This window comes from Cellulomonas sp., assembly GCF_015234515.1.
Taxonomy (GTDB): Bacteria; Actinomycetota; Actinomycetes; order Actinomycetales; family Cellulomonadaceae; genus Cellulomonas.
The window spans coordinates 89,397-112,614 of the sequence record NZ_JADGMY010000021.1 but is presented as its reverse complement, the minus strand read 5'-3'; the positions used below and the strand labels follow the sequence as shown (position 1 = coordinate 112,614).

Genomic DNA, 23,218 nt, shown 5'->3' with positions numbered 1-23,218 from the left:
GAGACCGCCGGCCCACCCCCGTCCTCCTCCGCTGCACCGGAGGCACACCGTGCCGCCCGGGTCCCGGTCAGGGTGCCCACGTGCTGACCGACTGGCTGCTCGTCGGTCTGGGCGTGCTGCTCACGGCAGGCACGGCGGTCTTCGTCGCCGCCGAGTTCGCCCTGGTCACGCTCGACCCCGGTCTCGTCGAGCGGCAGACCGCCCCGGACGACGCCCGTGGCGGCTCGGTGCTGCGCGCGCTGCGCCGGCTGTCCACCCAGCTGTCGGGCGCGCAGGTCGGGATCACCGTCACCACCGTGCTGCTGGGCTACACGACCCAGCCCGCCGTCGTCCGCCTGCTGGGCGTGCCGCTCGACGCGTCGGGCGCCAACCGCGCGCTGGCGGGGGCGATCGCGGCGGTGCTCGCGCTCGTGCTGGTCAACGGCTTCTCCATGCTCTTCGGCGAGCTGGTGCCCAAGAACTTCGCGATCGCCCGCCCGCTGGGCACCGCACGGCTCGTCGCCCCGCTGCAGCTCGGGTTCACCACGGCGCTGCGGCCCGTGATCTCGGTGACCAACGGCACCGCCAACTCGCTGCTGCGGCGGGTCGGCGTCGAGCCGCGCGAGGAGCTCTCCGGCGCGCGCTCGCCGGCCGAGCTGGCGTCCCTCGTGCGCCGCTCCGCCGCTCAGGGCACGCTCGACCAGGCCACCGCGACGCTGCTGACCAACTCGATCGACTTCTCCACCCTCACGGCCGTCGACGTGATGACCGACCGCACCCGCCTGGTCGTCGTGCGTCGTGACGACTCCGCGGCCGACGTCATGGCGCTGGCACGCCAGACGGGTCACTCGCGGTTCCCCGTGATCGGCGACTCCGTCGACGACGTCGTGGGGTTCGTCCACCTGCGCAAGGCCATGGCCGTGCCGTACGAGCGTCGTGCCGACGTGCCCGCCGCCGCCCTGATGGTGGACGCCCCGCGCGTCCCCGAGACGGTCGGTCTCGGCCCGCTCCTCGTCGACCTGCGGGCGCAGGGCCTGCAGATGGCGGTCGTCGTCGACGAGTACGGCGGCACCTCGGGTGCCGTCACGCTCGAGGACGTCGTCGAGGAGCTCGTGGGGGAGGTGGCCGACGAGCACGACCGCTCGCGCGGGCAGCTCGCCCGGCAGGCGGACGGCTCGTGGGTGCTGCCCGGTGTGGTCCGCCCCGACGAGCTGCACGAGGCGACCGCGCTGCGCGTCCCCGACGACGGCCCGTGGGAGACCCTCGGGGGTCTGCTCATGGCGCGGCTCGGTCGCGTGCCGGTGGACGGCGACGAGGTCGTCGAGGGCCGTGTCCTCCTGCGCGTCGAGCGGATGGACGGCCGCCGGGTCGAGCGCGTGCGCGTCAGCGAGCTGCACGACGAGGGAGGTGAGGAGTGATGGACAGCACCGTCGCCCTCGTCCTGGCCGTCGTCCTGCTCGCCGCCAACGCGTTCTTCGTCGGCGCGGAGTTCGCGCTCATGTCCGCCCGCCGGTCGTCCGTCGAGCCGCTGGCCGAGGCGGGCGACCGTCGTGCGGTCACCGTGCTGTGGGCCATGGAGCACGTGTCGCTCATGCTCGCGGCCGCCCAGCTCGGGATCACGGTGTGCTCGACGAGCCTCGGGCTGGTCGCCGAGCCGGCGATCGCGCACCTCATCGAGACGCCGCTGCACGCGCTGGGGGTCCCCGACGCGTTCACGCACCCGATCGCCTTCGTCGTCGCGCTGCTGGTCGTGGTCTACCTGCACGTCGTCCTGGGCGAGATGGTGCCCAAGAACCTCGCCGTGGCGGGGCCCGACCGTGCCGTGCTGCTGTTCGGGCCGCCCCTCGTGTGGGTCGCGCGTGTCCTGCGGCCGGTGATCGTCGCGCTGAACTGGCTCGCGAACCACGTGCTGCGGGCGTTCCGCGTCGAGCCGCAGGACGAGGTCGCCTCGGCGTTCACGGCCGAGGAGGTGCAGTCGATCGTGGAGCGCTCGCAGGCCGAGGGCCTCCTGGCCGACGAGCAGGGCCTGCTCGCGGGTGCGATCGAGTTCTCGGACCGCACGGCGGCGGAGGTCATGGTCGCGGTCGGTGACCTCGTGACGGTCGACGGCGCGAGCACGCCGGACGACATCGAGCACCTCGTGGCGCGGACCGGGTTCAGCCGGTTCGTCGTCGTCGACGGCGACGGCCGGCCGACGGGCTACCTGCACATCAAGGACGTCCTCTACGCCGACGACGCGTCGCGCGCCCTTCCGGTGCCCTCGTGGCGCGTGCGCACGCTCGCGGTGGTCCGGCCGCAGGACGAGGTCGAGACCGCGCTCGAGGCGATGCAGCGGTCCGGTTCGCACCTCGCCCGCGTCGACGAGGACGGCCGGACCACCGGTGTGGTCTTCCTCGAGGACATCCTCGAGGAGCTCGTGGGTGAGGTGCGGGACGCGATGCAACGGGGCCAGCTGCGGTGACCGGGAGGGTGCAGGGCGCATCCCGAACGGTTGTGCGCGGCCCCGCGTTGTGGGCCGCCACGTGGAGGAAGTGTGGACAGGCGGCGTGTCGCTCGGCGTGTCGCGTCGAGAGCACGCCTTACCACCTGCCCCTGACCTGTTCGGGTCTTGGAGTCCACGGCTGAGGCCGTTATGGTTCCGTGACCGCATCGGGGGGCCGATGTCACGCGGGACGAGCTGAGACGGAGGTGTCGTGGGATCCCACCGAGCGGAGCCGACGACACGTGCGCGCCGGGACCGGCGTTCGCACCCCGGCGCTGACGTCCCTGTCCCCGTCGCCGGCACCCCCGTCACCGAGGGCCTGCGCCCGCCGGTCGCGGTCGAGGCGCAGCGCCGGCGGTCCACCCGGGTGCTCGGTCGTGGTGGTGTGCTGGCCGCACTCGTGGCCGTGACGGTGGTGGTCCCGATCTCCCAGGGCCTGGCCGACGGCGAGATCGTCGCCGGGGTCCCGGAGCCCGACCCGAGCCTGCCCTCGACGGTCACCGCGCTCACCGCGATCCCGCTGTCCGACCTGCCGCCGACGCCGCTGGTCTCCGCCGACGGGGCGTCGCGACTGCGCGCACTCGCGGAGGTCTCCCGCGACGCCGAGCGTTCCGCACTCCCCGGGTGTGACGGCTCCGTGCGCGCCGCAGGTGAGAACGGCCTGCTGGCGACCAAGGACCTGTGCACGCTGTGGGACGGCCGCACCCAGATGCGCGCCGACGCAGCCGTCGCCCTGGCCGAGCTCAACGAGGCGCACGTCGCGCGCTTCGGCACCGACCTCTGCGTGGTCTCGGGGTACCGGACGCTCGCGCAGCAACGGTCCGTCAAGGCGCAGAAGGGCGGCCTGGCCGCCACCCCGGGCAAGAGCAACCACGGCTGGGGCCTGGCGATGGACTTCTGCTCCATCGAGACGTCGGGTGCCCGGTGGACGTGGCTCAACGACAACGGCCCGACCTTCGGCTGGGAGCAGCCGAACTGGGCGGTCAGGGGCGGGTCGGGGCCCTACGAGCCCTGGCACTGGGAGTACACCAAGGGCGTCAAGGCGGACGGCGAGTTCTACGGCTGACGGACCGGCGGACCCGCGCTGCGGGCCCGCCGGTCGGTGGTCTCAGCGCAGGCCCATGCCCCAGCGCACCCGGTGGGACGCGCCCGGCGCGATCTCGACCAGGCGGTCGCCCGTGCGGAAGGCGTCCGCGACGCACGTCATGGGCTCGACGGCCACGCCGCGGCGTTCGATGCCCGCGATCCCGTCACCCGTGCACACCTGCCACGCCGGCAGCGTGGCGTCGGCCCACACGGCGACCGTGCGGCCGTCCGCTCCCGTGAGCCGCGCCCACGTCAGGCCGTCCTGGTCGGGCGTCACGTCGACCCACGCGTCGTCCAGGGTCACGCCCGCGAGCGGACGGCCGCCGCGCAGGTCGAAGCTGCCGGTGACGGCCTGCGTGCCGGTGGGCAGCAGGCGCTCGTCCACGGTGACGCGTCGCGCGGCGTCGAGCTCCAGCGTGCACGCGTCGACGGGGCCGGGCCCGGGGGAGAGCCACGGGTGGAACCCGACGCCGTACGGGGCCACGTCCGTCCCGAGGTTGGTCGCCTCCACGGTGACGGTCAGGCCGTCGTCCGCGAGCGCGTACGTGACGTCGAGGCGCAGGGGCCAGGGGTACCCGGGGACGGGCACGAGGTCGTGGCGCAGCGTCACGGAGTCGTCCGCGACGGCGACGGCCGCGAACCGCTCGTACGACACCAGGCCGTGCAGCGCCGTGAGGCGCTCGTGCTCCGTCAGCGGCACCTCGTAGGTGACGCCGCGGAAGCGGTAGGTCGCGTCGCGCAGCCGGTTGGGCCAGGGGGCCAACACCGCACCGGAGAACGCGGGCGCGATCGAGTCGACCGCGAAGGGCAGGACGACGTCACGGTCACCGACGCGGTACTCGCGCAGGCTCGCGGCGACGGAGGCGACGACGGCGACCTGGTCGGCGTGCCGGAGCACGTGCTGGTCACCTGTGGGGGGAGGCGTGTTCACGCTCCCAACCTACTGGCGCAGCGGGCACGCGCCGCGGGACCCGCCGCACGGCCGGGTCCGGGGACGCGCGGGGACGATGGACCCTGGCGGTCACACCTGCATCGGCGATGATCCGGGGATGGAGCACCGTCGCCCCGCCAGCCCTGACCTGCCGCGTCGCACGCCCGAGGAGGTCGGCGTCCCGTCCGCCGCGCTGCTCGCCCTCGTCGACGCCCTCGACGCCCACGACGAGACGCACTCGCTCATGGTCGTGCGCAGGGGCGCCGTCGTCGCCGAGGGGTGGTGGGACCCGTACCGCCCGGACCTCCCGCACGACCTGTACTCGCTGTCGAAGACGTTCACCGCGATCGCCCTGGGGCTCGCGCGGCAGGAGGGTCTGCTGAGCTTCGACGACCCGGTGCTGTCGTTCTTCCCCGACGAGGCGCCCGCCGAGCCGTCCGCGCACCTCGCCGCGATGCGGGTGCGGGACCTGCTCACGATGCGCACCGGGCACCACGAGGACACGAGTGATCGCACCTTCGAGCACGAGGACTTCGTGCGCGCATTCCTCGCGCTGCCGGTCGAGCACGAGCCCGGCACCTGGTTCGTCTACAACACGGCCGCGACGTACATGCTGTCCGCCATCCTCACGCGACTCACCGGGCAGCGGCTGGTCGACTACCTGGAGCCCCGCCTGTTCGCCCCGTTGGGGATCACGGGTGCGACGTGGGAGCAGTGCCCGCGCGGCGTGGACATGGGCGGGTTCGGGCTCGCGGTGCGCACGCGTGACATCGCGGCCCTGGGCGTGCTGCTCGCGCAGGACGGCGTCTGGGAGGGCGTCCGCCTGCTGCCCGAGGGGTGGGTCGCCGAGGCGACGGCCGACGGTGCGCCGGCGGCGTCGGACCCGGGTGACGACGGACCCGCGGCGCCCCGGCCCCACGACGACGGACCGCCGGAGTGGCACCAGGGCTACGGCTACCAGCTGTGGCGCTGCCGCCACGGCGCCTTCCGCGGCGACGGTGCGTTCGGCCAGTTCTGCGTGGTCGTCCCTGAGCACGACCTGGTCGTCGCGATGACCTCCGGGAACATGGACATGCAGGGTGTCCTCGACCGGGTGTGGGACCTGCTGCCGCAGCTGTCGCCCGAGGCGCTGGCACCCGACCCCGCTGCGCACGGGGCGCTCACGCGCCGGCTCGCGGGCCTCGCTCACCCCGCGCCCGCGCAGCCCGTGGGCGACGGCGTGCCCGCGCTCGTGGGGCGTGAGCTCGTCCTGGAGCGGGCGCTGGGGCCGGTGCGCGGGCTGCGTATCGACGTGGGGGCCGACGAGGACGCCGTGCTCGTGCGCACCCCCGGCGACGACGTCGTGCTCCGGGTGGGGCACGGCACGTGGGTGGAGCAGACGACCACGCCGCCCAGCGAGCACGGCGGGCCGCCGCGCGACCTGCTCACGCTGGCGTCGGCCGACCGTCCCGGCCCCGGCGAGTACCGGGTGACGCTGCGTGCCGTCACCACGCCGTTCCGGTGGACCGCGACGGTGCGGGTCGGGCCCGACGGTGGGGCGACGCTGAGCGCCGAGCAGAACGTGGGCTACGGCGTGACGTCGTCGGGGGAGGTCCCGCTGCGCGTCGACGCCTGAGCGCGCGTCGGGTGGAAGGTGTCACCCGTCCGTTCTGTCCTGTGGACGAAGCTCCACGCAGGCGCTGCCGATGCCCTACCGTCACTCCCGAAACGGACGAACCCGACATCGGCGTCCGGCGGTCAGGGGAGCGGAGGTGGGCGTGGACGGCGTGGCGATCCTCGAGAGCGAGGTCCGTGAGCTCATCCGGCGGCGGGGCGTCGATCCCGTGCGCGACCGCGCCGGTGTGGTGGCCCTGGTGCACGCCGCCATGGCGGACTACGACGAGCGCTCCCTGATCGGCTCGGTCCCGCAGCTGGGGGACACCGCCGCCGCGCACAAGGCCGTGGTCGACGCCGTGGCCGGGCTGGGGCCGCTGCAGCGCTACCTCGACGACGACGAGGTCGAGGAGATCTGGATCAACTCCCCGTCGCAGGTCTTCGTGGCCCGCCGCGGTGAGCCGGAGCTGACCACGACGATCCTCACCGACGCGCAGGTCCGGGACCTCGTCGAGCAGATGCTCAAGGTCTCGGGACGTCGGTTGGACCTGTCCAGCCCGTTCGTGGACGCCTCCCTGCCCGGTGGCGAGCGCCTGCACGCCGTGATCCCCGACGTCACGCGCCGGCACTGGTCGGTGAACATCCGCAAGTACGTCGTGCGTGCGACGAGCATGGAGGACATGGTCGGCCTCGGGTCGTTGACCCCGCAGGCCGCGGCGTTCCTGCAGGCGGGCGTGCGCGTCGGGCTCAACGTGCTCGTCTCCGGGGCGACGCAGGCGGGCAAGACGACCATGCTCAACGCACTGGTCGGCGCGGTACCCCCGCGCGAGCGCGTGATCAGCTGCGAGGAGGTCTTCGAGCTGCGGCCGGCGGTGCGCGACTGGGTCGCGATGCAGACGCGCCAGGCGAACCTCGAGGGCACCGGTGAGATCACGCTGCGGCGCCTGGTCAAGGAGGCGCTGCGCATGCGGCCCGACCGGCTGCTGGTCGGGGAGGTGCGTGAGGCGGAGGCGCTCGACCTGCTCATCGCGCTGAACAGCGGCGTGCCGGCCATGTGCACGATCCACGCGAGCTCGGCGCGCGAGGCGCTGGTCAAGCTGTGCACGCTGCCGCTGCTCGCGGGCGAGAACATCTCCGACCGGTTCGTCGTGCCCACGGTCGCCTCGTCGGTGGACCTCGTCGTGCACCTGGAGCTCGACGCACGCGGACGGCGCCGCACGCGCGAGATCGTGGCCGTGCCCGGACGCGTGGAGGCCGGGATCGTCGAGACCGCCGACCTGTTCACGACGCGCGGCGGCGTGCTCGTGCGCGGCGACGGCTTCCCGCCGCACGCGGAGCGCTTCGCCCGGGCCGGCATCGACGTCGTCGCCATGCTGCGGCAGGGCTGAGGCGTGGGCGTCGTCGCGGGGCTCCTGCTCGGGGCCGGGCTCGCCTGCCTGTGGTGGTCGTGGTGGCCGGTGGCACCTGCCCCCGACGGTCGGCGCGACGGCTGGTCGGCGCGAGTGCACGACGTCCTCACGCAGGCCGAGGTCACGGGGGTGACGCCCGGTGGCCTGGTGGCCGTGAGCGGGCTCGTGGGGCTGGTCGTGGCAGCGGTGTCGTTCCTCGTCGTCCCGGTGGCCGCCGTCAGCCTGTGCTTCGGCGTGTTCGCCGCCATGGCGCCGTGGACGCTCGTCCGCGGGCGCGCGCGACGCCGGCTCGCCGCGACCCGGGAGCTCTGGCCCGACGTGGTCGACCACCTCGCGTCCGGCGTGCGCGCCGGGCTCTCCCTGCCCGAGGCCGTCGCCCAGCTCGGCGACCGCGGACCGGCCGAGCTGCGGCCGCCCTTCCGGGCGTTCGCCGAGGACTACCGCGCGACCGGTCGGTTCACCGACAGCCTCGACGTCCTGAAGGACCGGCTCGCCGACCCGGTCGCCGACCGCATCATCGAGGCGCTGCGGCTCACGCGCGACGTCGGCGGTACCGACCTCGGCCGGCTGCTGCGCACGCTGTCCTCGTTCCTGCGCGACGACCTGCGGACCCGCGGCGAGATCGAGGCGCGCCAGGGGTGGACCGTCTACGCAGCGCGACTGGCGGTCGCCGCGCCCTGGGTCGTGCTGGCGATGCTGTCGACGCGCCCCGAGGCGATCGGCGCGTACGACTCGACGGCGGGTGCCGTCGTCCTGCTCGCGGGTGCGGCGTGCACGGTCGTCGCGTACCGCGTCATGCTGCGCGTCGCGCGCCTGCCCGACGACCCGCGGGTCCTGCGGTGAGCCCCGGCCTGCTCGGCGCGCTCGTCGGGCTCCTCGGCGGGTGCGGGCTCGCTCTCGTCCTGCTGCGGCTGCGGGCGCGCCGCATCACGCTCGAGCAGCGCGTGGGGCCGTACCTGCGCACGCGCGGCACGTCGTCGCTGCTGCGCGTGGAGACTGGCGGCGGGCCCTGGGGCACGGTCGAACGGCTCGTCGCTCCCTTCCTCGCCGACGGCGTGCGGCTCGTCGCGCGCATCGGCTCACCTGCAGCCGAGGTGCGTCAGCGGCTCGCGCGCGCCGCCCGCTCCGAGACGGTCGAGCAGTTCCGCGCGCAGCAGGTGGTGTGCGGTGTGGTCGGGCTGGCCCTCGGGCTGCTCCTCGCCGTCATGCTCGCCGCGACCCGCGGCGGGGCGCTCGTGCCGCTCGTCGCCCTCGTCCTCGTCGTCGGGTTCGTCGGCGCGCTCGCGCCCGACTGGTGGCTGGGGCGGCAGGTCGCGCGGCGCGAGGCGCACCTGCTCGCCCAGATGCCGACGGTCACCGAGCTGCTGGCGCTCGCGGTGAGCGCAGGCGAGGGAGCCACGGGCGCGCTCGAGCGCGTCGTGCGCCAGACCCAGGGCGAGCTCGCCGACGAGCTCGCGCGCACGCTGGCCGACGCGCGTGCCGGTGCACCGCTGACCGAGGCGCTGCACGGGCTCGCGGACCGGACGGGTCTGCCCGCGCTCGCGCGGTTCGCCGAGGGCGTCGCCGTGGCCGTGGAGCGCGGTTCGCCGCTCGCCGACGTGCTGCGCGCCCAGGCTCAGGACGTGCGTGAGGAGGGACGCCGCGCCCTCATGCAGACGGGTGGGCGCAAGGAGGTGCTCATGATGGTCCCGGTGGTGTTCCTCATCCTCCCGGTGACCGTCCTGTTCGCCGTCTTCCCCAGCGCGGTGGTCCTGCGGGTGGGGCTGTGACCCCGGCCGCGACACATGCGGAGGCGCCGCCCGGCGCGCTCCGGACGACGACGGAGGTCGACGATGAGGTTCTTGGCTCGGACGTGGTGCGCGGTCCTGCAGCGGACGGCAGCAGCGACGCAGGACGACCCGGAGCGCGGGGACGTCCCCGGCTGGGTGCTCGTCACCCTGATGACGGCCGGCCTGGTCTCGGTGCTCTGGTTCGTGGCGGGCGACGCGCTGCAGCGGCTCTTCGTCGACGCCATCTCGGACGTCAGCCCGCAACCCGGGACCTGACGACGCGCGCGCGGGCGTGCGCCGGGGACCGCGGCTCCGCGATCGTCGACTTCACCCTCGTCGGGGGACTCGTGGTCGTGCTGTTCGCGTCCGTGCTGCAGCTCGCGCTCGTCCAGCACGTCCGCAACACGTGCGTCGACGCGGCAGCCGAGGGAGCGCGGTACGCCGCCCAGGTGGGGCGTACGCCGACCGACGGCGCGCAGCGCACGGCCGACCTGCTGCGCGCGTCGCTCGCCGAGCGGTACGCGCAGGACGTGACGGCACGGCGCGTCGACGCAGCGGGACTCGCCGTCGTCGAGGTGACCGTGCGGGTGCCGCTGCCCGTGGTCGGCCTGCTCGGCCCCGGCGGCGTGATGGAGCTCGACGGGCACGCACCGGTGGAGTGGCCGTGAGGAGGGCGGTGCGTCGCGTGGCTCGCCCGTGGGCTGCCGCGCGGGCACGCGGTGACGGTGACGGGGGCAGCGCGCTGGTCGAGTTCCTCGGCATCTCGCTCGTGCTCCTCGTCCCGATCGTCTACCTCGTGCTCGTGCTGGGGCGGATCCAGGCCGCGACGTTCGCCGCCGAGGGTGCCGCGCGTGAGGCGGCGCGCGTGTACGTCGCCGCCGACGACGCGGAGCAGGGCGCGGTGCGGGCGGTGACGGCTGTGGGCATCGCGCTCGCGGACCAGGGCTTCGACGACGACCCGGCCGGTGCGCTCGACGTGCGCTGCTCGGCCGACCCGTGCCTGACGCCCGGCGCCGAGGTCGCCGCGACCGTGCAGGTGCGGGTCCCGCTGCCGTTCGTGCCGACGTTCGTGCGTGACGTCGTCCCGCTCGAGGTGCCGGTGACCGCGGAGCGTGTGGCACCGGTCGACACCTACCGGGTCGCGCGGTGAGGCGCGTGCCGGCCGGGCACCGGCGCGCGGCGCGGGGCGATGCCCGGGCGCATGACGAGGGCCGGGGGCGTGACGAGGGGCAGGTGATGATTCTGTCCCTCGGGTTCGGCGTGGTCGCGATCCTGCTGGTGCTGGTCATCACGGCCGCCACCGGGGTGCACCTCGACCGCAAGCGGCTGCTGGCGCTGGCCGACCTCGCGGCACTGTCGGCCGCGGACCAGGTGAGCAGCACGTACTTCGGTCCGGACGGCGCGCGCGCCTCGGGTGGTGTGCCGCTCACGGACGCGACGGTCCGGGCGGCGGTCGAGGAGTACGTGCGCGACCACCCCGAGCCGGCGGCGCGCTGGGACGGTGTCCGCGTGCTCGAGGCCACGACGCCGGACGGGCGCTCCGCCGTCGTCCGGCTGGGGGCGGTGACGCGCCCGCCGCTGGTCACCTGGGTGCTGGCGCCGTGGAGCGAGGGGATCGAGCTCGTCGTCGACGCCAGCGCCCGCGCGTCCTGACGTCGCCCGCCTCGCGGGGGTCTCGGTGCCGGGCGCGTGCCGCACGTCGGGGGAGGGCCCCGGTTGTCGTCCTCGGTGCGCGGCGGCACGATCGGGGTGTCACCGAGCGTCGAGGAGGACGCGATGGACGGGCACGTGGTCGTGGGGTACGACGGGTCGCCGGAGTCGGTGGCGGCCGTCCGGTGGGCGGCAGGGTCGGCAGGACGCCTCGGTGCCCCGCTGGAGGTGGTCCACGTCTGGGGGATCGCCGGGCACCTGGACAGCCCGCCGCTGAGTGCGGCGTCCGCGTACGTGCGTGCCGGCGCGCAGGAGGTCGCGGAGGAGGGGGCCGAGGTGGCCCGCTCCGCGGTGCCGGAGATCCAGGTCGCCGGTGTGCTCGACGACGGGCCACCCGCGCGGGCGCTCGTCCGGCGGGCCGCCGGTGCACGGCTGGTCGTCCTGGGGCGGCAGGGCTCGGCGCGCCTGTCCGGCGTGCTCCTGGGCTCCGTCGCGCTGGGCACCGTGCAGCACGCCCCGTGCCCCGTCGTCATCGTGCCCCGGACGCAGGTCGACCGGGCGTCGACCGGCCTCGTGGTGGTCGGGGTCGACGGCTCGCGGCACTCGCTCGGTGCGGTGGACGCGGCCGGTCTGTACGCCACGGGCGCCGGGGCGCGGCTGCGCGCCGTGGCCTGCTGGCAGGCACCGGCGAACAGCCGGTCCCTGGCCGCGTGGCTCCGCGAGAACCCCGACCGCTCGACGTCGGACCTCGCGTCGCAACGCGCCGAGGAGGCGCTGGAGGCCGCGGTGGCACGGCTGCGGGAGCGGTACCCGCAGGTCGACGTCGAGCAGCGGGTGGAGGAGGGGCCGGCCGCGCACGTCCTGGCGCGGCACGCCGAGAAGGCGGACCTGCTCGTGGTCGGCACGCGGGGACGCGGCGGGCTCGCGGGCCTGGTCATGGGCTCCGTGAGCCAGTGGCTGGTCGCGCGTGCGGCGTGCCCGGTGCTGGTGTCGCGCGCCGTGCCCGACTGAGGGGGAGGTGGGGTGCGGACCGGGTAGCCTGGTCGGTCGTGGCCACCACCGACTTTCCCGCCGAGCTCCGCCAGCTGCGCACCACGCTGGAGTCGATCGAGACGGTGAGCGACCCGACCGCCCTCGAGGCGAAGATCGCGCTGCTCTCCGACCAGGCCTCGGTGCCGAACCTGTGGGACGACCCCGACGAGGGTCAGAAGGTGACGAGCGCGCTGTCCGCCGCGCAGTCCGAGCTGGAGCGCGTCAACCGGCTCCGCTCGCGCATCGACGACCTCGAGACGCTCGTCGAGATGGCGGCCGAGGAGAACGACGAGGACACGCTGGCCGAGGCGGAGGCCGAGCTCGTCGGCATCCGCAAGGACCTGCGTGAGCTCGAGATCCGCACCCTGCTGGCGGGCCCGTACGACCAGCGCGACGCCGTCGTGACGATCCGCGCCGGCGCCGGGGGCGTCGACGCCGCGGACTTCGCCGAGATGCTCCTGCGCATGTACCTGCGCTGGGCCGAGCGGCACGGGTACCCCACGACGGTGCTCGACACGTCCTACGCCGAGGAGGCGGGCCTCAAGAGCGCGACCTTCGAGGTCAAGACGCCCTACGCGTTCGGCCACCTCTCGGTCGAGGCCGGGACGCACCGGCTGGTGCGCATCTCGCCCTTCGACAACCAGGGCCGGCGACAGACGTCCTTCGCGGCGGTCGAGGTCATCCCACTGATCGAGCAGACCGACTCGGTCGACATCCCCGAGTCCGAGATCAAGGTCGACGTGTTCCGGTCGTCCGGCCCCGGCGGGCAGTCCGTCAACACCACCGACTCCGCGGTCCGGATGACGCACATCCCCACCGGCATCGTCGTGTCGATGCAGAACGAGAAGTCGCAGATCCAGAACCGTGCCGCCGCGCTGCGCGTCCTGCAGTCCCGGCTGCTCCTGCAGCGCCAGGAGGAGGAGCGGGCCACCAAGAAGGAGATGGCCGGCGACGTGAAGGCCAGCTGGGGCGACCAGATGCGCTCCTACGTCCTGCAGCCGTACCAGATGGTCAAGGACCTGCGCACCGAGCACGAGGTGGGCAACCCGTCGGCCGTGTTCGACGGTGAGATCGACGACTTCATCGAGGCCGGCGTGCGCTGGCGGCGCGCCCAGCAGGGCATCGACGACTGACGTCGCACGGCCCGCCGGGGCCACCGCCGGACGGGCCGGCGGGACGGACCGGGACGACCCGGACACCGCGCTGCCGGTCCGTCGATTCACAGGGGGCACGGCGGCGTGTCCTGCCCTCGAGCGCGTGAGGACGTTCCTACCCTCGATGAGTCCCGCGGCCTGCGGGCGACCACGGGGGTGCCCCGGGGCATGACGAGGCGAGGTCGGCTGTGATCCGGTTCGAGAACGTGACGAAGGTCTACGCGCGTGGCGCCAGGCCTGCGCTGGACCGGGTGTCGCTCGACGTCGAACGCGGCGAGTTCGTCTTCCTCGTCGGGGCCTCCGGATCCGGCAAGTCGACCTTCCTGCGGCTCGTCATGCGTGAGGAGCGCGCGTCCGCGGGCCGGGTGTACGTCGCGGGCAAGGAGCTCGGCTCGCTGTCGAGCTGGAAGGTCCCGCACCTGCGGCGGCAGATCGGCGCCGTGTTCCAGGACTTCCGGCTGCTGCCCACCAAGTCGGTCTTCGAGAACGTCGCGTTCGCCCTGCAGGTGATCGGCAAGCCGCGCCACCACATCCTGACGACCGTGCCCGACGTGCTCGAGATGGTCGGCCTGGCGGGCAAGGAGAAGCGCCGTCCGCACGAGCTGTCCGGCGGTGAGCAGCAGCGCGTGGCCATCGCCCGCGCGTTCGTCAACCGGCCGTCGATCCTGCTCGCAGACGAACCGACCGGAAACCTCGACCCGACGACGTCCCTGGGGATCATGCGCCTGCTCGACCGCATCAACCGCACCGGCACCACCGTGGTCATGGCGACCCACGACGACGAGATCGTCGACCAGATGCGCAAGCGCGTCATCGAGCTGAGCACGGGCGAGATGGTGCGCGACCAGTCGCGCGGCGTCTACGGCTCGGACCGCTGAGGGGGCCGGCAGATGCGCGCCCAGTTCATCCTCTCCGAGATCGGCATCGGCCTGCGCCGCAACCTGTCGATGACGATCTCGGTCGTCCTCGTCACGTTCGTCTGCCTGACGTTCCTCGGCGCCGCCGCACTGCTGCAGGCGCAGATCGACAAGATGAAGGACGACTGGTACGACAAGGTCGAGGTCTCGGTCTTCCTCTGCCCGTCGAACTCCGCGGCACCGACGTGCGCGGCCGGGGAGGTGACGCAGGAGCAGCGTGACGACATCCTCGCGGCCCTCGATGCACCGCAGGTCGCCGAGTTCGTCGAGGAGATCTACCCGGAGTCCAAGGAGCAGGCCTTCGAGGCGTTCCAGCGGCAGTTCGGCGACCAGTTCTGGGCGTCCGCCGCCACCGCGGACGACATGAACGCGTCCCTGCGCATCAAGCTCACCGACCCCGAGCAGTACCAGGTCGTGGCCGACGTGGTCTCGGGGCGTCCGGGAGTCGAGTCCGTGGAGGACCAGCGCCGGCTGTTCGACAACCTGTTCCTGGTGCTCGACCGCGCCACCTGGGCCGCCGGCGGCCTGGCGGCGATCATGCTGCTCGCCGCGGTCCTGCTCATCACGACGACCATCCGGCTGTCGGCGCTGAGCCGCAAGCGCGAGACCGGCATCATGCGGCTCGTCGGCGCCTCGACGCTGTTCATCCAGCTGCCCTTCATGCTGGAGGGCGCCATCGCGGCGACGCTGGGCGCCGCGATGGCGATCGGCGGGCTCTGGCTGGGGGTCGAGTACCTGGTGACGGACTGGCTCGGGCAGTCCGTGACGTGGATCCCGTACGTGGGGACCGCCGACGTGCTCGCGATCGCCCCCTTGCTCGTGATCGTGGCATTCGTCCTGGCGGCGATCTCATCCCTGGTCACCCTGAGCCGATACACGAAGGTATGACCATGCGTCGAGCCGACCGCACGCCCTCCACCGTCGCCCCGCGGCGACCGCTGCAGGCGCTCGTCGCGGTGCTGTCCGCGATCTGCGTGGCGGTGCCGGCCCTCCTCGCCGGCTCCGCGCCCGCCGTGGCCGACGACCTGTCGAACCGCCGCGCGGCGACGGAGCAGCGTGCCGCGGCCGCCGACCAGCGGGCGGCCGACCTCGCCGAGGCGATCGAGGAGCTCAGTGGCGAGCTCGCGGCGGCCCTCACGAGGCTCGCCGAGGTGGAGGCGCAGCTGCCCGCCGCGCAGGCGCGGCTCGACGCGGCCGTCGCCGCCGCGCAGGCGGCGCAGCGCGAGGCCGAGATCCTGGCCGCGAGGCTCCAGGCCGCGCGCGACGAGGAGGCGGCGATCACCGAGCAGATCGCGCTCGACGACACGCGCGAGCAGGAGATCCGCTCGGCCATCGGCCAGATGGCCCGCGAGGCGTACAAGGGCGGGCGCGACGTCTCCGGCATGAGCGTGATGCTCGACGCCGAGAGCTCGCAGGACTTCGTCGAGAAGTACGGGCTGGTGTCGACCGCGCTGCGCACCCAGACGCAGGTGCTCGACGAGCTGACCGCCCTGGCGGCGAAGAACAAGAACGCGCAGGCCCGTCAGACCGCGGTCCGGGCGAAGGTCGACGAGCTCAAGCTCGCGGCCGACGAGAAGCTCGAGGAGGCCCGCCAGGCGCAGGCGGAGGCCGAGACGGCCAAGGCCGAGGTGGAGCGGCTCGTCGCCGAGCAGCAGCAGCGCAAGGCCGACATCGAGTCGCGCAAGTCGGAGGCACAGGCGCAGGTCGCGGCGAACGACGCGGAGCGTGCCCAGGTCGGGCGCGAGCTCGCGGCGATCATCGAGCAGCAGCGCGTCCAGCGGCAGAAGGAGGAGGAGGCGCGGCAGGCCGCCGCGAACGCCGGGGGCAGCGGCGGAGGCGGTGGCGGCGGCGGGGGAGGCGGGAGCGCGCAGCCCGGCGGTGTGCGCCCCGGTGCGCTGTTCGCCAACCCCACGGCCCACAACCCCATCGTCGTGACCTCGGAGTACGGCAACCGGCTGCACCCGGTCCTCGGCTACTGGCGGCTGCACGCGGGCATCGACCTGCGGGACCGCTGCGGCGAGCCGGTGTACGCCGGCCGCGAGGGCACCGTGCAGTGGGCACGTCACCGCAGCGGGTACGGCGGTCAGGTGATGGTCGACCACGGCTGGGTCAACGGGTCGTCGCTCATGTCGAGCTACAACCACATGTCGTCGTTCGCGGTGGGAGGTGGTGCCCGCGTGCGTGCCGGCCAGCTGCTCGGGTACGCCGGCAACACCGGGACGTCGGCGGCGTGCCACCTGCACTTCGAGGTGTACGTCAACGGCAGCACCGTGAACCCGCGCCCGTACCTCGGGCTCTGAGTCCGCGCCGGGCCGTGCACCGCAATCGCCTGGGGCTCGTGGTGCCACGCCGGTAGGCTCGACCCCGGTCCGACGTCCGTCGGGCCGCGCCCCTGACGGGCGATCGTCCCGGCGGCCTGCAGCCGCCGGTCCAGCACCAGGAACGGAGGGCCGTGTCGTGGCGAAGGCGAAGGCCGACGGCCGCACGATGGTCGCCGCCAACCGCAAGGCCCGGCACGACTACCTGATCCAGGACGTCCTCGAGGCCGGGCTCGTGCTCACGGGCACCGAGGTCAAGGCGTTGCGTGCGGGTCGCGCGTCCCTCATCGACGGCTGGGGTGAGATCGACGGCGGCGAGGCGTGGCTGCACGGCGTGCACATCCCCGAGTACTCGCAGGGCACGTGGACCAACCACGCGCCGCGCCGCAAGCGCAAGATGCTCCTGCACCGTGAGGAGATCGAGCGGCTCGAGGCGAAGACGCGCGAGAAGGGGCACACGATCGTGCCGCTCGCGCTGTACTTCCTCGACGGGCGCGCGAAGGTCGAGATCGCCCTGGCGGTCGGCAAGCGGGAGTGGGACAAGCGGCAGGCCCTGCGGGAGCGGCAGGACAACCTGGAGTCGCAGCGCGCGATGCGGGAGCGCCGCGACCGGTGAGCCCCGCGCCCTTCGCCTCGGACCGACCCGCACCCACTGACCCCGCGCTGTCGCGCGCGGTGCGTCGCCTCGCCGTCCTGACGCTCGTCGTCCTGCTCGCGCTCGGCGCGATCCTGCTGGCCCCGCCGGTGGCCTTCGCGGGCTCGCAGCGCGCGGACCTGACCAGCGGTCGGGAGATCACGCGCTACGACGTGACGGCCGACGCCGCGCCCGACGGCACGGTGGACCTCGTCATCGACCTCGACTTCGACTTCGGTGACGACCCCGGCCACGGCCCGTACCTCACCTTCCCCACGCGCGTGTCGTACGACGACGAGCAGGACCGGTTCTTCGACTACGGCGACGTGCGGGTCACGAGCTCCACGGGCGCCCCGGCGGACCTGCACCGCGAGGACGAGACCTCCGCGGTGATCCTGCGGATCGGCGACGAGGACGTCGACGACGTGTCGGGCGTGCAGACGTACCGCGTCGAGATGACCGTGGACGGCTGGATCAACCCCGCCAACGCCCAGCACTCCGGTGACGAGCTGTACTGGAACGTGATCGGGCCCGGGTGGGAGGTCCCGCTGTCGGACCTGTCGGTGACGGTCACGGGGCCGGCCCCGGTGCAGGGAGCCGCGTGCTTCGTCGGGCCCGAGGGGTCGACGACGCCGTGCGACGACGCCACGACGACGGGCACGTCCGCGACCTTCACGCAGGACGTCGTCACGGTCGGGGACCAGTTCACGACCGTCACCGGCTGGGCCGGGGGGACCTTCCCGGGCGTGCAGCCGATCCTGCGCGACAAGCCCGACCCGGTGCTGCCGCTGCGCCCGGGGAACCTCGGCGGGGCTGCTGCAGCTGCTGTGGTCCTGCTCGGCGGGGGTCTCGCGATCGCCCGCGTGCGACGGACCGGCCGGGACCGCGCGTACCTCGGCCTCACGCCCGGCCTGCGGCCCGCCGACGGCATGCGGCCCGCCACCGGGTACCGGGACCACCGCGCACCCGTGGCCGTGCAGTTCCAGCCACCCGAGGGTGCTCGCCCGGGGGAGATCGGCACGCTCGTCGACGAGAAGGCCGACCCGGTCGACGTGACCGCGACGATCATCGACCTCGCCGTCCGTGGGTGGCTCCGCATCGAGGAGGTGCCCCGCGAGGACCCGCGCAAGAAGCCGAAGGACTGGACGCTCGTGCGCCTGCGGCCGGGGACCGAGGGGCTGCTGCCGTTCGAGGCGTGGCTGCTCAGCGACCTCTTCGAGAAGAGCGACGAGATCACGCTGTCGGAGCTCAAGACGACGTTCGCCTCCTCGCTCGCCAAGGTGCAGAGCATGCTCTACGACCACGTCACGAGCGTCGGGTGGTTCCGGGCGAACCCGAAGAGCGTGCGCGCGGCGTGGATCGTGGCCGGCGTCCTCCTCGCCGTGATCGGGCTGTTCGGCGCCATCGTCGCCATGGCCATCGAGGTGGTTCCCGGGCTCGCACTGGTGGGGATCGCGCTGCTGCTCGTGGGTGTGCTGGTCCTCGTCCTCAGCGGATCGGCCCCCGCCCGCACGCCGGACGGCACCGCGGTGCTCGCGCAGGCGCTCGGGTTCCGCCGCTACCTCGCCACGGCGGAGGCCGACCAGATCCGGTTCGAGGAGGGGCAGGACGTCTTCAGCCGCTACCTGCCGTACGCGATCGTCTTCGGCCTCGCCGACCGGTGGTCCCGCGTGTTCGCCGAGCTCGCGGCACAGGGTGTCGCCGTCGCGACTCCGATCTGGTACGTCGGCGCGTACCCGCCCGGGGCCGACGGCTTCTGGGGCGCAGGCTTCGTCGGGGCTCTCGACCGGTTCGAGTCGATCACGACGGCGGCCATCTCCGCACCGACGCCCGGCTCGTCCGGGGACTCCGGGTTCAGCGGGGGTGGGGGCTTCTCGGGCGGTGGCGTCGGTGGCGGGGGCGGCGGCGGCTGGTGACGTGCCGGCGGTGGGGCGCTGGTCGTGCGGCCCCCGCGTCGAGCAGGTGTCAGTGGCCGTCCGCGCGTGACCCGAGGGCGCTCTCGCCCGTGCGCCGCAGGGTGTTGCGGGCCACCACCTGCTGCCACGTCGAGGCCCGCTCGGAGCGGCCCCGGCCGACGAACGACACGGCCCAGTGCAGCAGCGTCGTGACCCGGTTCTTGAACCCCACCAGGTACACCAGGTGGACACCCAGCCACAGCCCCCAGGCCACGAAGCCGGACGTGCGGACCGAACCGATCTGCGCCACGGCGAAGAACCGCGAGACGGTGGCCATGCTGCCCTTGTCGCGGTACACGAACTCCTGACCGGTGGGTTCGCCCGCCAGCCGCCGCCGGATCTGGTCGGCGGCGTGCTGCCCGCTCTGGATCGCGACCTGGGCGACGCCGGGGAGCTTGCCGTGGCGCATGAGGTCGCCGATGACGAACACCTCAGGGTGCCCCGGCAGCGTGCAGTCGTCCTCGACGGGCACCTGCCCCGAGCGGGTCGGCTCGACGCCCGCGCGCTCCGCGAGCACGCGTCCCACGGGCGCCCCCGCGACACCGGCGGCCCACACCTTGCACGCCGACGGGATGACGCGCCGCTGCCCGCCGTCGTCCTCGACGCTGACCGACACCTCGTCGACGTCGACGACCTTCCACCCCGTCCAGACCTCCACCCCGACGTGCTCGAGCTCGCGCGTCGCCGCGGCCGACAGCTCGTCCGGGTAGCCGGGCAGCACCTGCGGCACCGGGTCGACGAGCAGGATGCGGGCCCGTGTGGGATCGATCCGCCGGAACTCGCCGGGCAGCACGCGGTGCGCGAGCTCGGCGACCTGCCCGGCCATCTCGACGCCCGTCGGACCGGCGCCGACGACGACGAACGTCAGGAGCCGGTCGACGACCTCGGGGTCGTCGGTGATCTCGGCCAGCTCGAACGCGCCGAAGATCCGCGCGCGGATCTCCATCGCGTCGTCGAGGCTCTTGAGCCCCGGCGCGTGCTCGGCGAACTGGTCGTTGCCGAAGTACGACTGGCCGGCACCGGCGGCCACCACGAGCGAGTCGTAGCGGGTGCGGCTGACGCCCATCGGTGAGCGGTGCACGACCTCGCGCGCCTCGAGGTCGACGTCCTCGACGACACCGAGGATCACCCTCGCGTTGCGCTGGAAGCGCAGCACGTCACGCGTCGCGGGAGCGACCTCACCCGCCGACAGGATGCCCGTGGCCACCTGGTACAGCAGCGGCTGGAAGAGGTGGTGGTTCACGCCGCTGACGACCGTGACGCGCACGCCGGGCACGCGGGCCAGCGCCCGGGTCGCGAAGAGGCCACCGAAGCCGGATCCCACGACCACCACGTCGTGCGGGCGCTGCGTCGATGCCATCAGGTCCTCCCGGGCCTCAGGTCGGGCGTCGGACGTGTCGTCCAGACGTTACGGCCGCAGACCGCACCTCGCGCGTCGGCCGGTGCGGCCCGTTCGACGCGCGCTCGGGGCCTGCAGCGGGTAGACCTCCACCCGGGGATCGACCGTGAGGACGGTGGCGTGACGACGACGACGGACAGCACGACCGGGACGAGGCTCGACGAGGCGGTGCAGCGCGTGCTGGGCGAGGGCTCCGCGCTCCGCCAGGCGCAGCGCGACGCGCTCGCGGGGCTGCCGGCGCACGACACGGTGCTCGTCGCCCGCACGGGCGCGGGCAAGACGGCGGTGTACGCGATCGCGACCCTGCTGGCCGCGCGGCTCACCGTCGTCGTCTCACCCCTGATCGCGCTGCAGCGGGACCAGGAGCGTGCCCTGGAGGAGGCCGGGCTGCGCGTCGCCTCGGTGAGCTCCGCCCGGACGGCGCGCGAGCAGCGCGACGCACTGGAGGCGGCCGGGTCCGGTGGCCTCGACGTGCTGCTGCTCGGGCCCGAGCAGCTCCAGCGCAGTGTCGTGCTCGACGCGCTGACCGGCGCCGACGTCGGCCTGGTCGTCGTGGACGAGGCGCACTGCGTCGCCGAGTGGGGTCACGACTTCCGCCCGGACTACCTCCTGGTCGGGTCCGCGGTCCAGCGTCTCGGCGCCCCGCGGCTGCTCGCGCTGACGGCGACCGCGTCGACGCACGTGCGTGAGGAGATCGTCGCGCGCCTGGGCATGCGCGACCCGCGCGTGCTGGTGCACGACGCGGACCGGCCCAACATCTGGCTGGGTGCGCGGCCCGCGGCGTCCCAGGACGAGCGGGACGCGGTGGTGTGCCAGCTCGCCGCCGAGGAGCCCGGTGCGGTCATCGTGTACGCGCGGACCCGGGCGCACTGCGAGGAGCTCGCGGCGCGGCTCACGGAGGTGCGCCCCGCGTCCGTCTATCACGCAGGGCTGCCGGCCGCGGAGCGCGCGGCCACCCAGGACCGCTTCCTGTCCGGCGAGGACGACCTGGTGGTCGCCACGTCCGCGTTCGGCATGGGCATCGACCGCCCCGACGTGCGGCTCGTCCTGCACGCCGGTCCGCCGACGACGCTCGACCAGTACTACCAGGAGGTCGGCCGCGCCGGCCGCGACGAGGACCCCGCGCGAGCGGTCGTGGTGGTCAGGGCGGAGGACCACGCGCTGGCGCGGTACCAGCGCTCCGGCGGCGGCCCCCGGCCCGCCACGCTGCTGCGCGTCCTGGACGCGCTCGCGACGACGCCGGGCGACCAGGCGACGCTCGCCGAGGCCACCGGGCTGGGGCGTCGGACCGTCGCCCGCGCGCTGGGCACGCTGCAGCACGTCGGCGCGGTGCGCGACGACGGGGGCACCCTGCGGCTCGCGGACGACGCCGACGCCCGGCAGGTGCTCGCGGACGTGCACGAGGCCCGTGAGAGGCGGACGCGTCTCGAGGCGTCACGCGTGGACCTCGTGCGCACGTACACGGACACCACGGACTGCCGCCGTCGGCTCCTGCTGGAGCTGCTCGGCGAGGAGCGCCGCGACCCGTGCGGGCTGTGCGACACCTGCGACGCGGGCACGTCGCTTGCGGTCTCCGCGCAGCGCGTGCGACCGGGCCAGCGGGTGCACCACCAGGAGTTCGGCGACGGCTCCGTCACCGTGGTGGAGGCCGAGCGGGTGACCGTGCTGTTCGAGGACCGCGGCTACGTGACGCTCGACACGCAGATCGCCCTCGACGCCAAGCTCCTCACGGTGCGCGGGCGCTGAGGAGACCGCCGCGGGGTAGCCAGCGGTTGCCGCGACGCGCCCGGGCGCGCACGGTGGAACGCACCACCCGACAGGAGGCACCTGCATGAGTCAACCGACGAGCCCTGACCCGGACCCGGCGACCACGCCCGGGCTCGAGAGCGGCGGCGGCGTGGCACCGGGGGACACGCCGCCCGGGGAGTCGTCGACGTCGGGCGCCTCGGACCGCCAGCCACGCACGGGCTCCCGCGGCGCCAACTGGATGGCGTACGTGATCATCGGCCTCGTCGTGGTGTTCGCGGCCCTGTTCTTCGTCGGGTACGCGATCGGCCTCGCCGACTGACGGGCAGGGGACCTCCGGCCCACGTCGCGCGGACCCGTCCCGCCCTAGCCTGCCGGGGTGAGCACCCCGTCCCTCGCCGCGGCGCCGCCCGCCGCGAGGGCCCGCCGTCGACGTCCTGGACCCGGCTGGGTCCCGCGGCAGCACGGCGCGTGGGCGATGCTGATCGTGCCCCCCGTCGTCGGGGGAGTGCTCTGCGGGTGGTCGTGGCGCCACGTCCTGCTGCTGGTCGCGTGGCTGGTCGGGTACCTCGCGTACCACGCGGCGGGCCTGTGGCTGCGGTCGGGGCGCAAGGCCCGCTACCGGGCACCGGTGCTCGCGTACGGCGCGGCCGGGCTCGTGCTGCTCGGGGCGCTGCTCGGGGTCGCGCCGCGCCTGCTGGTGTGGGCTCCCGTGTTCGCGCCGCTGCTGACGATCTCGCTCGTGGCGTCGCTGCGCCGGGCGGACCGGTCGTGGCTGAACGACACCGTCACGGTCGTGGCTGCGGCCCTGCTCACGCCCGTCGCGGCGGCGCTGGGGGCGGGCGACCCGCGGCCGGCGGCGGTCTGGACCGCGACCGGCGTGCTCGGGGCGTACTTCCTCGGCACCGTGCCCTACGTGAAGTCGCTGATCCGGGAGCGGGACGACCCCCGGGTGCGGCAGGTGTCGGTGGCGTACCACGCCATGGTCGCGGCGCTGTTCGCATTCGTGCACCCGCTGCTGGGTGTCGTCGGGGCGTTGCTCGCCGCGCGTGCTGCGATCGTGCCGTGGCGGTGGCCACGGGTGCGCCCCGCCGTCCTCGGGGCCGGGGAGGTCGTCGCGACGCTGCTGGTCACGACGGTGCTGCTCGTCGCCCTCTGACGGCG

Annotated in this window: 23 protein-coding genes; 21 read left to right on the top strand and 2 right to left on the bottom strand. The window is 74.2% G+C overall.

The features are described from left to right. The first annotated feature begins 80 nt into the window (after positions 1 to 80). The 3 genes from IR158_RS08655 (at position 81) to IR158_RS08645 (ending at position 3,527) form a co-directional block, all read left to right on the top strand. Entirely contained in the window at positions 81 to 1,397 is a 1,317-nt protein-coding gene (locus tag IR158_RS08655; protein ID WP_291812049.1) for a hemolysin family protein, read from the top strand. Continuing rightward, on the top strand, positions 1,397 to 2,440 hold the full coding sequence (locus IR158_RS08650) for a hemolysin family protein (protein WP_291812046.1): 1,044 nt from the start codon (positions 1,397 to 1,399) through the stop codon (positions 2,438 to 2,440). Before IR158_RS08655 ends, IR158_RS08650 begins: the two co-directional genes overlap by 1 nt. Before the next feature lie 232 nt (positions 2,441 to 2,672). After that, the gene (locus IR158_RS08645) at positions 2,673 to 3,527 is read left to right on the top strand and encodes a M15 family metallopeptidase (protein WP_291812043.1); all 855 of its coding nucleotides are present in this window, start codon (positions 2,673 to 2,675) and stop codon (positions 3,525 to 3,527) included. 42 nt (positions 3,528 to 3,569) lie between these two features. Here the strand turns inward: IR158_RS08645 and IR158_RS08640 are convergent, their stop codons facing one another. Further along, a complete protein-coding gene (locus tag IR158_RS08640) occupies positions 3,570 to 4,478 on the bottom strand; it encodes an aldose 1-epimerase family protein (RefSeq protein WP_291812039.1) in 909 nt (302 codons plus the stop codon). Positions 4,479 to 4,596: 118 nt separating this feature from the next. Here IR158_RS08640 and IR158_RS08635 point away from each other — a divergent pair, with 118 nt between their 5' ends. From IR158_RS08635 to IR158_RS08565, 15 genes are all read left to right on the top strand, one after another. Continuing rightward, a complete protein-coding gene (locus IR158_RS08635; RefSeq protein WP_291812037.1) occupies positions 4,597 to 6,093 on the top strand; it encodes a serine hydrolase in 1,497 nt (498 codons plus the stop codon). A 142-nt stretch (positions 6,094 to 6,235) separates the two neighbouring features. After that, positions 6,236 to 7,459, top strand: a complete 1,224-nt coding sequence (locus IR158_RS08630) for an ATPase, T2SS/T4P/T4SS family (protein ID WP_291812034.1) — start codon at positions 6,236 to 6,238, stop codon at positions 7,457 to 7,459. A gap of 3 nt (positions 7,460 to 7,462) precedes the next feature. Continuing rightward, the gene (locus IR158_RS08625; protein WP_291812031.1) at positions 7,463 to 8,323 is read left to right on the top strand and encodes a type II secretion system F family protein; all 861 of its coding nucleotides are present in this window, start codon (positions 7,463 to 7,465) and stop codon (positions 8,321 to 8,323) included. Beyond that, positions 8,320 to 9,249, top strand: coding sequence for a type II secretion system F family protein (locus IR158_RS08620; protein ID WP_291812027.1), 930 nt, complete (start codon positions 8,320 to 8,322; stop codon positions 9,247 to 9,249). The genes IR158_RS08625 and IR158_RS08620 overlap by 4 nt, the downstream gene beginning before the upstream one ends. A gap of 63 nt (positions 9,250 to 9,312) precedes the next feature. Continuing rightward, positions 9,313 to 9,525: a hypothetical protein gene (locus tag IR158_RS08615; RefSeq protein ID WP_291812025.1), complete on the top strand. Its 213-nt coding sequence runs from the start codon at positions 9,313 to 9,315 to the stop codon at positions 9,523 to 9,525. Next, positions 9,522 to 9,917: a TadE/TadG family type IV pilus assembly protein gene (locus IR158_RS08610; RefSeq protein WP_291812158.1), complete on the top strand. Its 396-nt coding sequence runs from the start codon at positions 9,522 to 9,524 to the stop codon at positions 9,915 to 9,917. The genes IR158_RS08615 and IR158_RS08610 overlap by 4 nt, the downstream gene beginning before the upstream one ends. A gap of 17 nt (positions 9,918 to 9,934) precedes the next feature. After that, positions 9,935 to 10,399, top strand: a complete 465-nt coding sequence (locus IR158_RS08605) for a pilus assembly protein (protein ID WP_291812022.1) — start codon at positions 9,935 to 9,937, stop codon at positions 10,397 to 10,399. Positions 10,400 to 10,485: 86 nt separating this feature from the next. Then, the gene (locus tag IR158_RS08600) at positions 10,486 to 10,902 is read left to right on the top strand and encodes a pilus assembly protein TadG-related protein (RefSeq protein ID WP_291812156.1); all 417 of its coding nucleotides are present in this window, start codon (positions 10,486 to 10,488) and stop codon (positions 10,900 to 10,902) included. Between the two features lie 123 nt (positions 10,903 to 11,025). Beyond that, entirely contained in the window at positions 11,026 to 11,910 is an 885-nt protein-coding gene (locus IR158_RS08595; RefSeq protein WP_291812019.1) for a universal stress protein, read from the top strand. A 38-nt stretch (positions 11,911 to 11,948) separates the two neighbouring features. Continuing rightward, positions 11,949 to 13,064 (top strand): peptide chain release factor 2, encoded by a 1,116-nt coding sequence (prfB, locus tag IR158_RS08590; RefSeq protein WP_291812017.1) that lies wholly within the window; start codon positions 11,949 to 11,951, stop codon positions 13,062 to 13,064. 209 nt (positions 13,065 to 13,273) lie between these two features. Continuing rightward, positions 13,274 to 13,963: a cell division ATP-binding protein FtsE gene (gene ftsE / locus IR158_RS08585; RefSeq protein ID WP_291812013.1), complete on the top strand. Its 690-nt coding sequence runs from the start codon at positions 13,274 to 13,276 to the stop codon at positions 13,961 to 13,963. A gap of 12 nt (positions 13,964 to 13,975) precedes the next feature. Continuing rightward, positions 13,976 to 14,890 carry a permease-like cell division protein FtsX gene (gene ftsX, locus IR158_RS08580; protein WP_291812010.1) on the top strand — a complete coding sequence of 305 codons (915 nt, stop codon included), beginning with the start codon at positions 13,976 to 13,978 and terminating at the stop codon, positions 14,888 to 14,890. A gap of 2 nt (positions 14,891 to 14,892) precedes the next feature. After that, positions 14,893 to 16,302: a M23 family metallopeptidase gene (locus tag IR158_RS08575; RefSeq protein WP_291812007.1), complete on the top strand. Its 1,410-nt coding sequence runs from the start codon at positions 14,893 to 14,895 to the stop codon at positions 16,300 to 16,302. A 157-nt stretch (positions 16,303 to 16,459) separates the two neighbouring features. Next, the gene (gene smpB / locus IR158_RS08570) at positions 16,460 to 16,936 is read left to right on the top strand and encodes an SsrA-binding protein SmpB (protein WP_291812004.1); all 477 of its coding nucleotides are present in this window, start codon (positions 16,460 to 16,462) and stop codon (positions 16,934 to 16,936) included. After that, positions 16,933 to 18,870, top strand: coding sequence for a DUF2207 domain-containing protein (locus tag IR158_RS08565; RefSeq protein ID WP_291812001.1), 1,938 nt, complete (start codon positions 16,933 to 16,935; stop codon positions 18,868 to 18,870). Before smpB ends, IR158_RS08565 begins: the two co-directional genes overlap by 4 nt. 49 nt (positions 18,871 to 18,919) lie before the next feature. On the opposite strand, the gene IR158_RS08560 is transcribed toward IR158_RS08565, so the two are convergent. Continuing rightward, positions 18,920 to 20,269, bottom strand: a complete 1,350-nt coding sequence (locus IR158_RS08560; protein ID WP_291812000.1) for an NAD(P)/FAD-dependent oxidoreductase — start codon at positions 20,267 to 20,269, stop codon at positions 18,920 to 18,922. A 159-nt stretch (positions 20,270 to 20,428) separates the two neighbouring features. Between IR158_RS08560 and IR158_RS08555 the strand changes: the two genes are divergently transcribed. From IR158_RS08555 to IR158_RS08545, 3 genes are all read left to right on the top strand, one after another. Beyond that, positions 20,429 to 22,054 (top strand): RecQ family ATP-dependent DNA helicase, encoded by a 1,626-nt coding sequence (locus IR158_RS08555; protein WP_291811998.1) that lies wholly within the window; start codon positions 20,429 to 20,431, stop codon positions 22,052 to 22,054. Positions 22,055 to 22,139: 85 nt separating this feature from the next. Beyond that, positions 22,140 to 22,376 (top strand): DUF6480 family protein, encoded by a 237-nt coding sequence (locus IR158_RS08550; protein ID WP_291811996.1) that lies wholly within the window; start codon positions 22,140 to 22,142, stop codon positions 22,374 to 22,376. Between the two features lie 57 nt (positions 22,377 to 22,433). Then, positions 22,434 to 23,213, top strand: a complete 780-nt coding sequence (locus tag IR158_RS08545; RefSeq protein ID WP_291811994.1) for a YwiC-like family protein — start codon at positions 22,434 to 22,436, stop codon at positions 23,211 to 23,213. The last annotated feature ends 5 nt before the right edge of the window (positions 23,214 to 23,218 follow it).

Bases quoted from the DNA above. Each gene is read 5' to 3' on its own strand.
- IR158_RS08650 (WP_291812046.1), top strand. From the start codon at position 1,397: ATGGACAGCACCGTCGCCCTCGTCCTGGCCGTCGTCCTGCTCGCCGCC.
- IR158_RS08635 (WP_291812037.1), top strand. From the start codon at position 4,597: ATGGAGCACCGTCGCCCCGCCAGCCCTGACCTGCCGCGTCGCACGCCC.
- IR158_RS08615 (WP_291812025.1), top strand. From the start codon at position 9,313: ATGAGGTTCTTGGCTCGGACGTGGTGCGCGGTCCTGCAGCGGACGGCA.
- IR158_RS08600 (WP_291812156.1), top strand. From the start codon at position 10,486: ATGATTCTGTCCCTCGGGTTCGGCGTGGTCGCGATCCTGCTGGTGCTG.
- IR158_RS08595 (WP_291812019.1), top strand. From the start codon at position 11,026: ATGGACGGGCACGTGGTCGTGGGGTACGACGGGTCGCCGGAGTCGGTG.
- ftsX (WP_291812010.1), top strand. From the start codon at position 13,976: ATGCGCGCCCAGTTCATCCTCTCCGAGATCGGCATCGGCCTGCGCCGC.
- IR158_RS08575 (WP_291812007.1), top strand. From the start codon at position 14,893: ATGCGTCGAGCCGACCGCACGCCCTCCACCGTCGCCCCGCGGCGACCG.
- IR158_RS08560 (WP_291812000.1), bottom strand. From the start codon at position 20,269: ATGGCATCGACGCAGCGCCCGCACGACGTGGTGGTCGTGGGATCCGGC.
- IR158_RS08550 (WP_291811996.1), top strand. From the start codon at position 22,140: ATGAGTCAACCGACGAGCCCTGACCCGGACCCGGCGACCACGCCCGGG.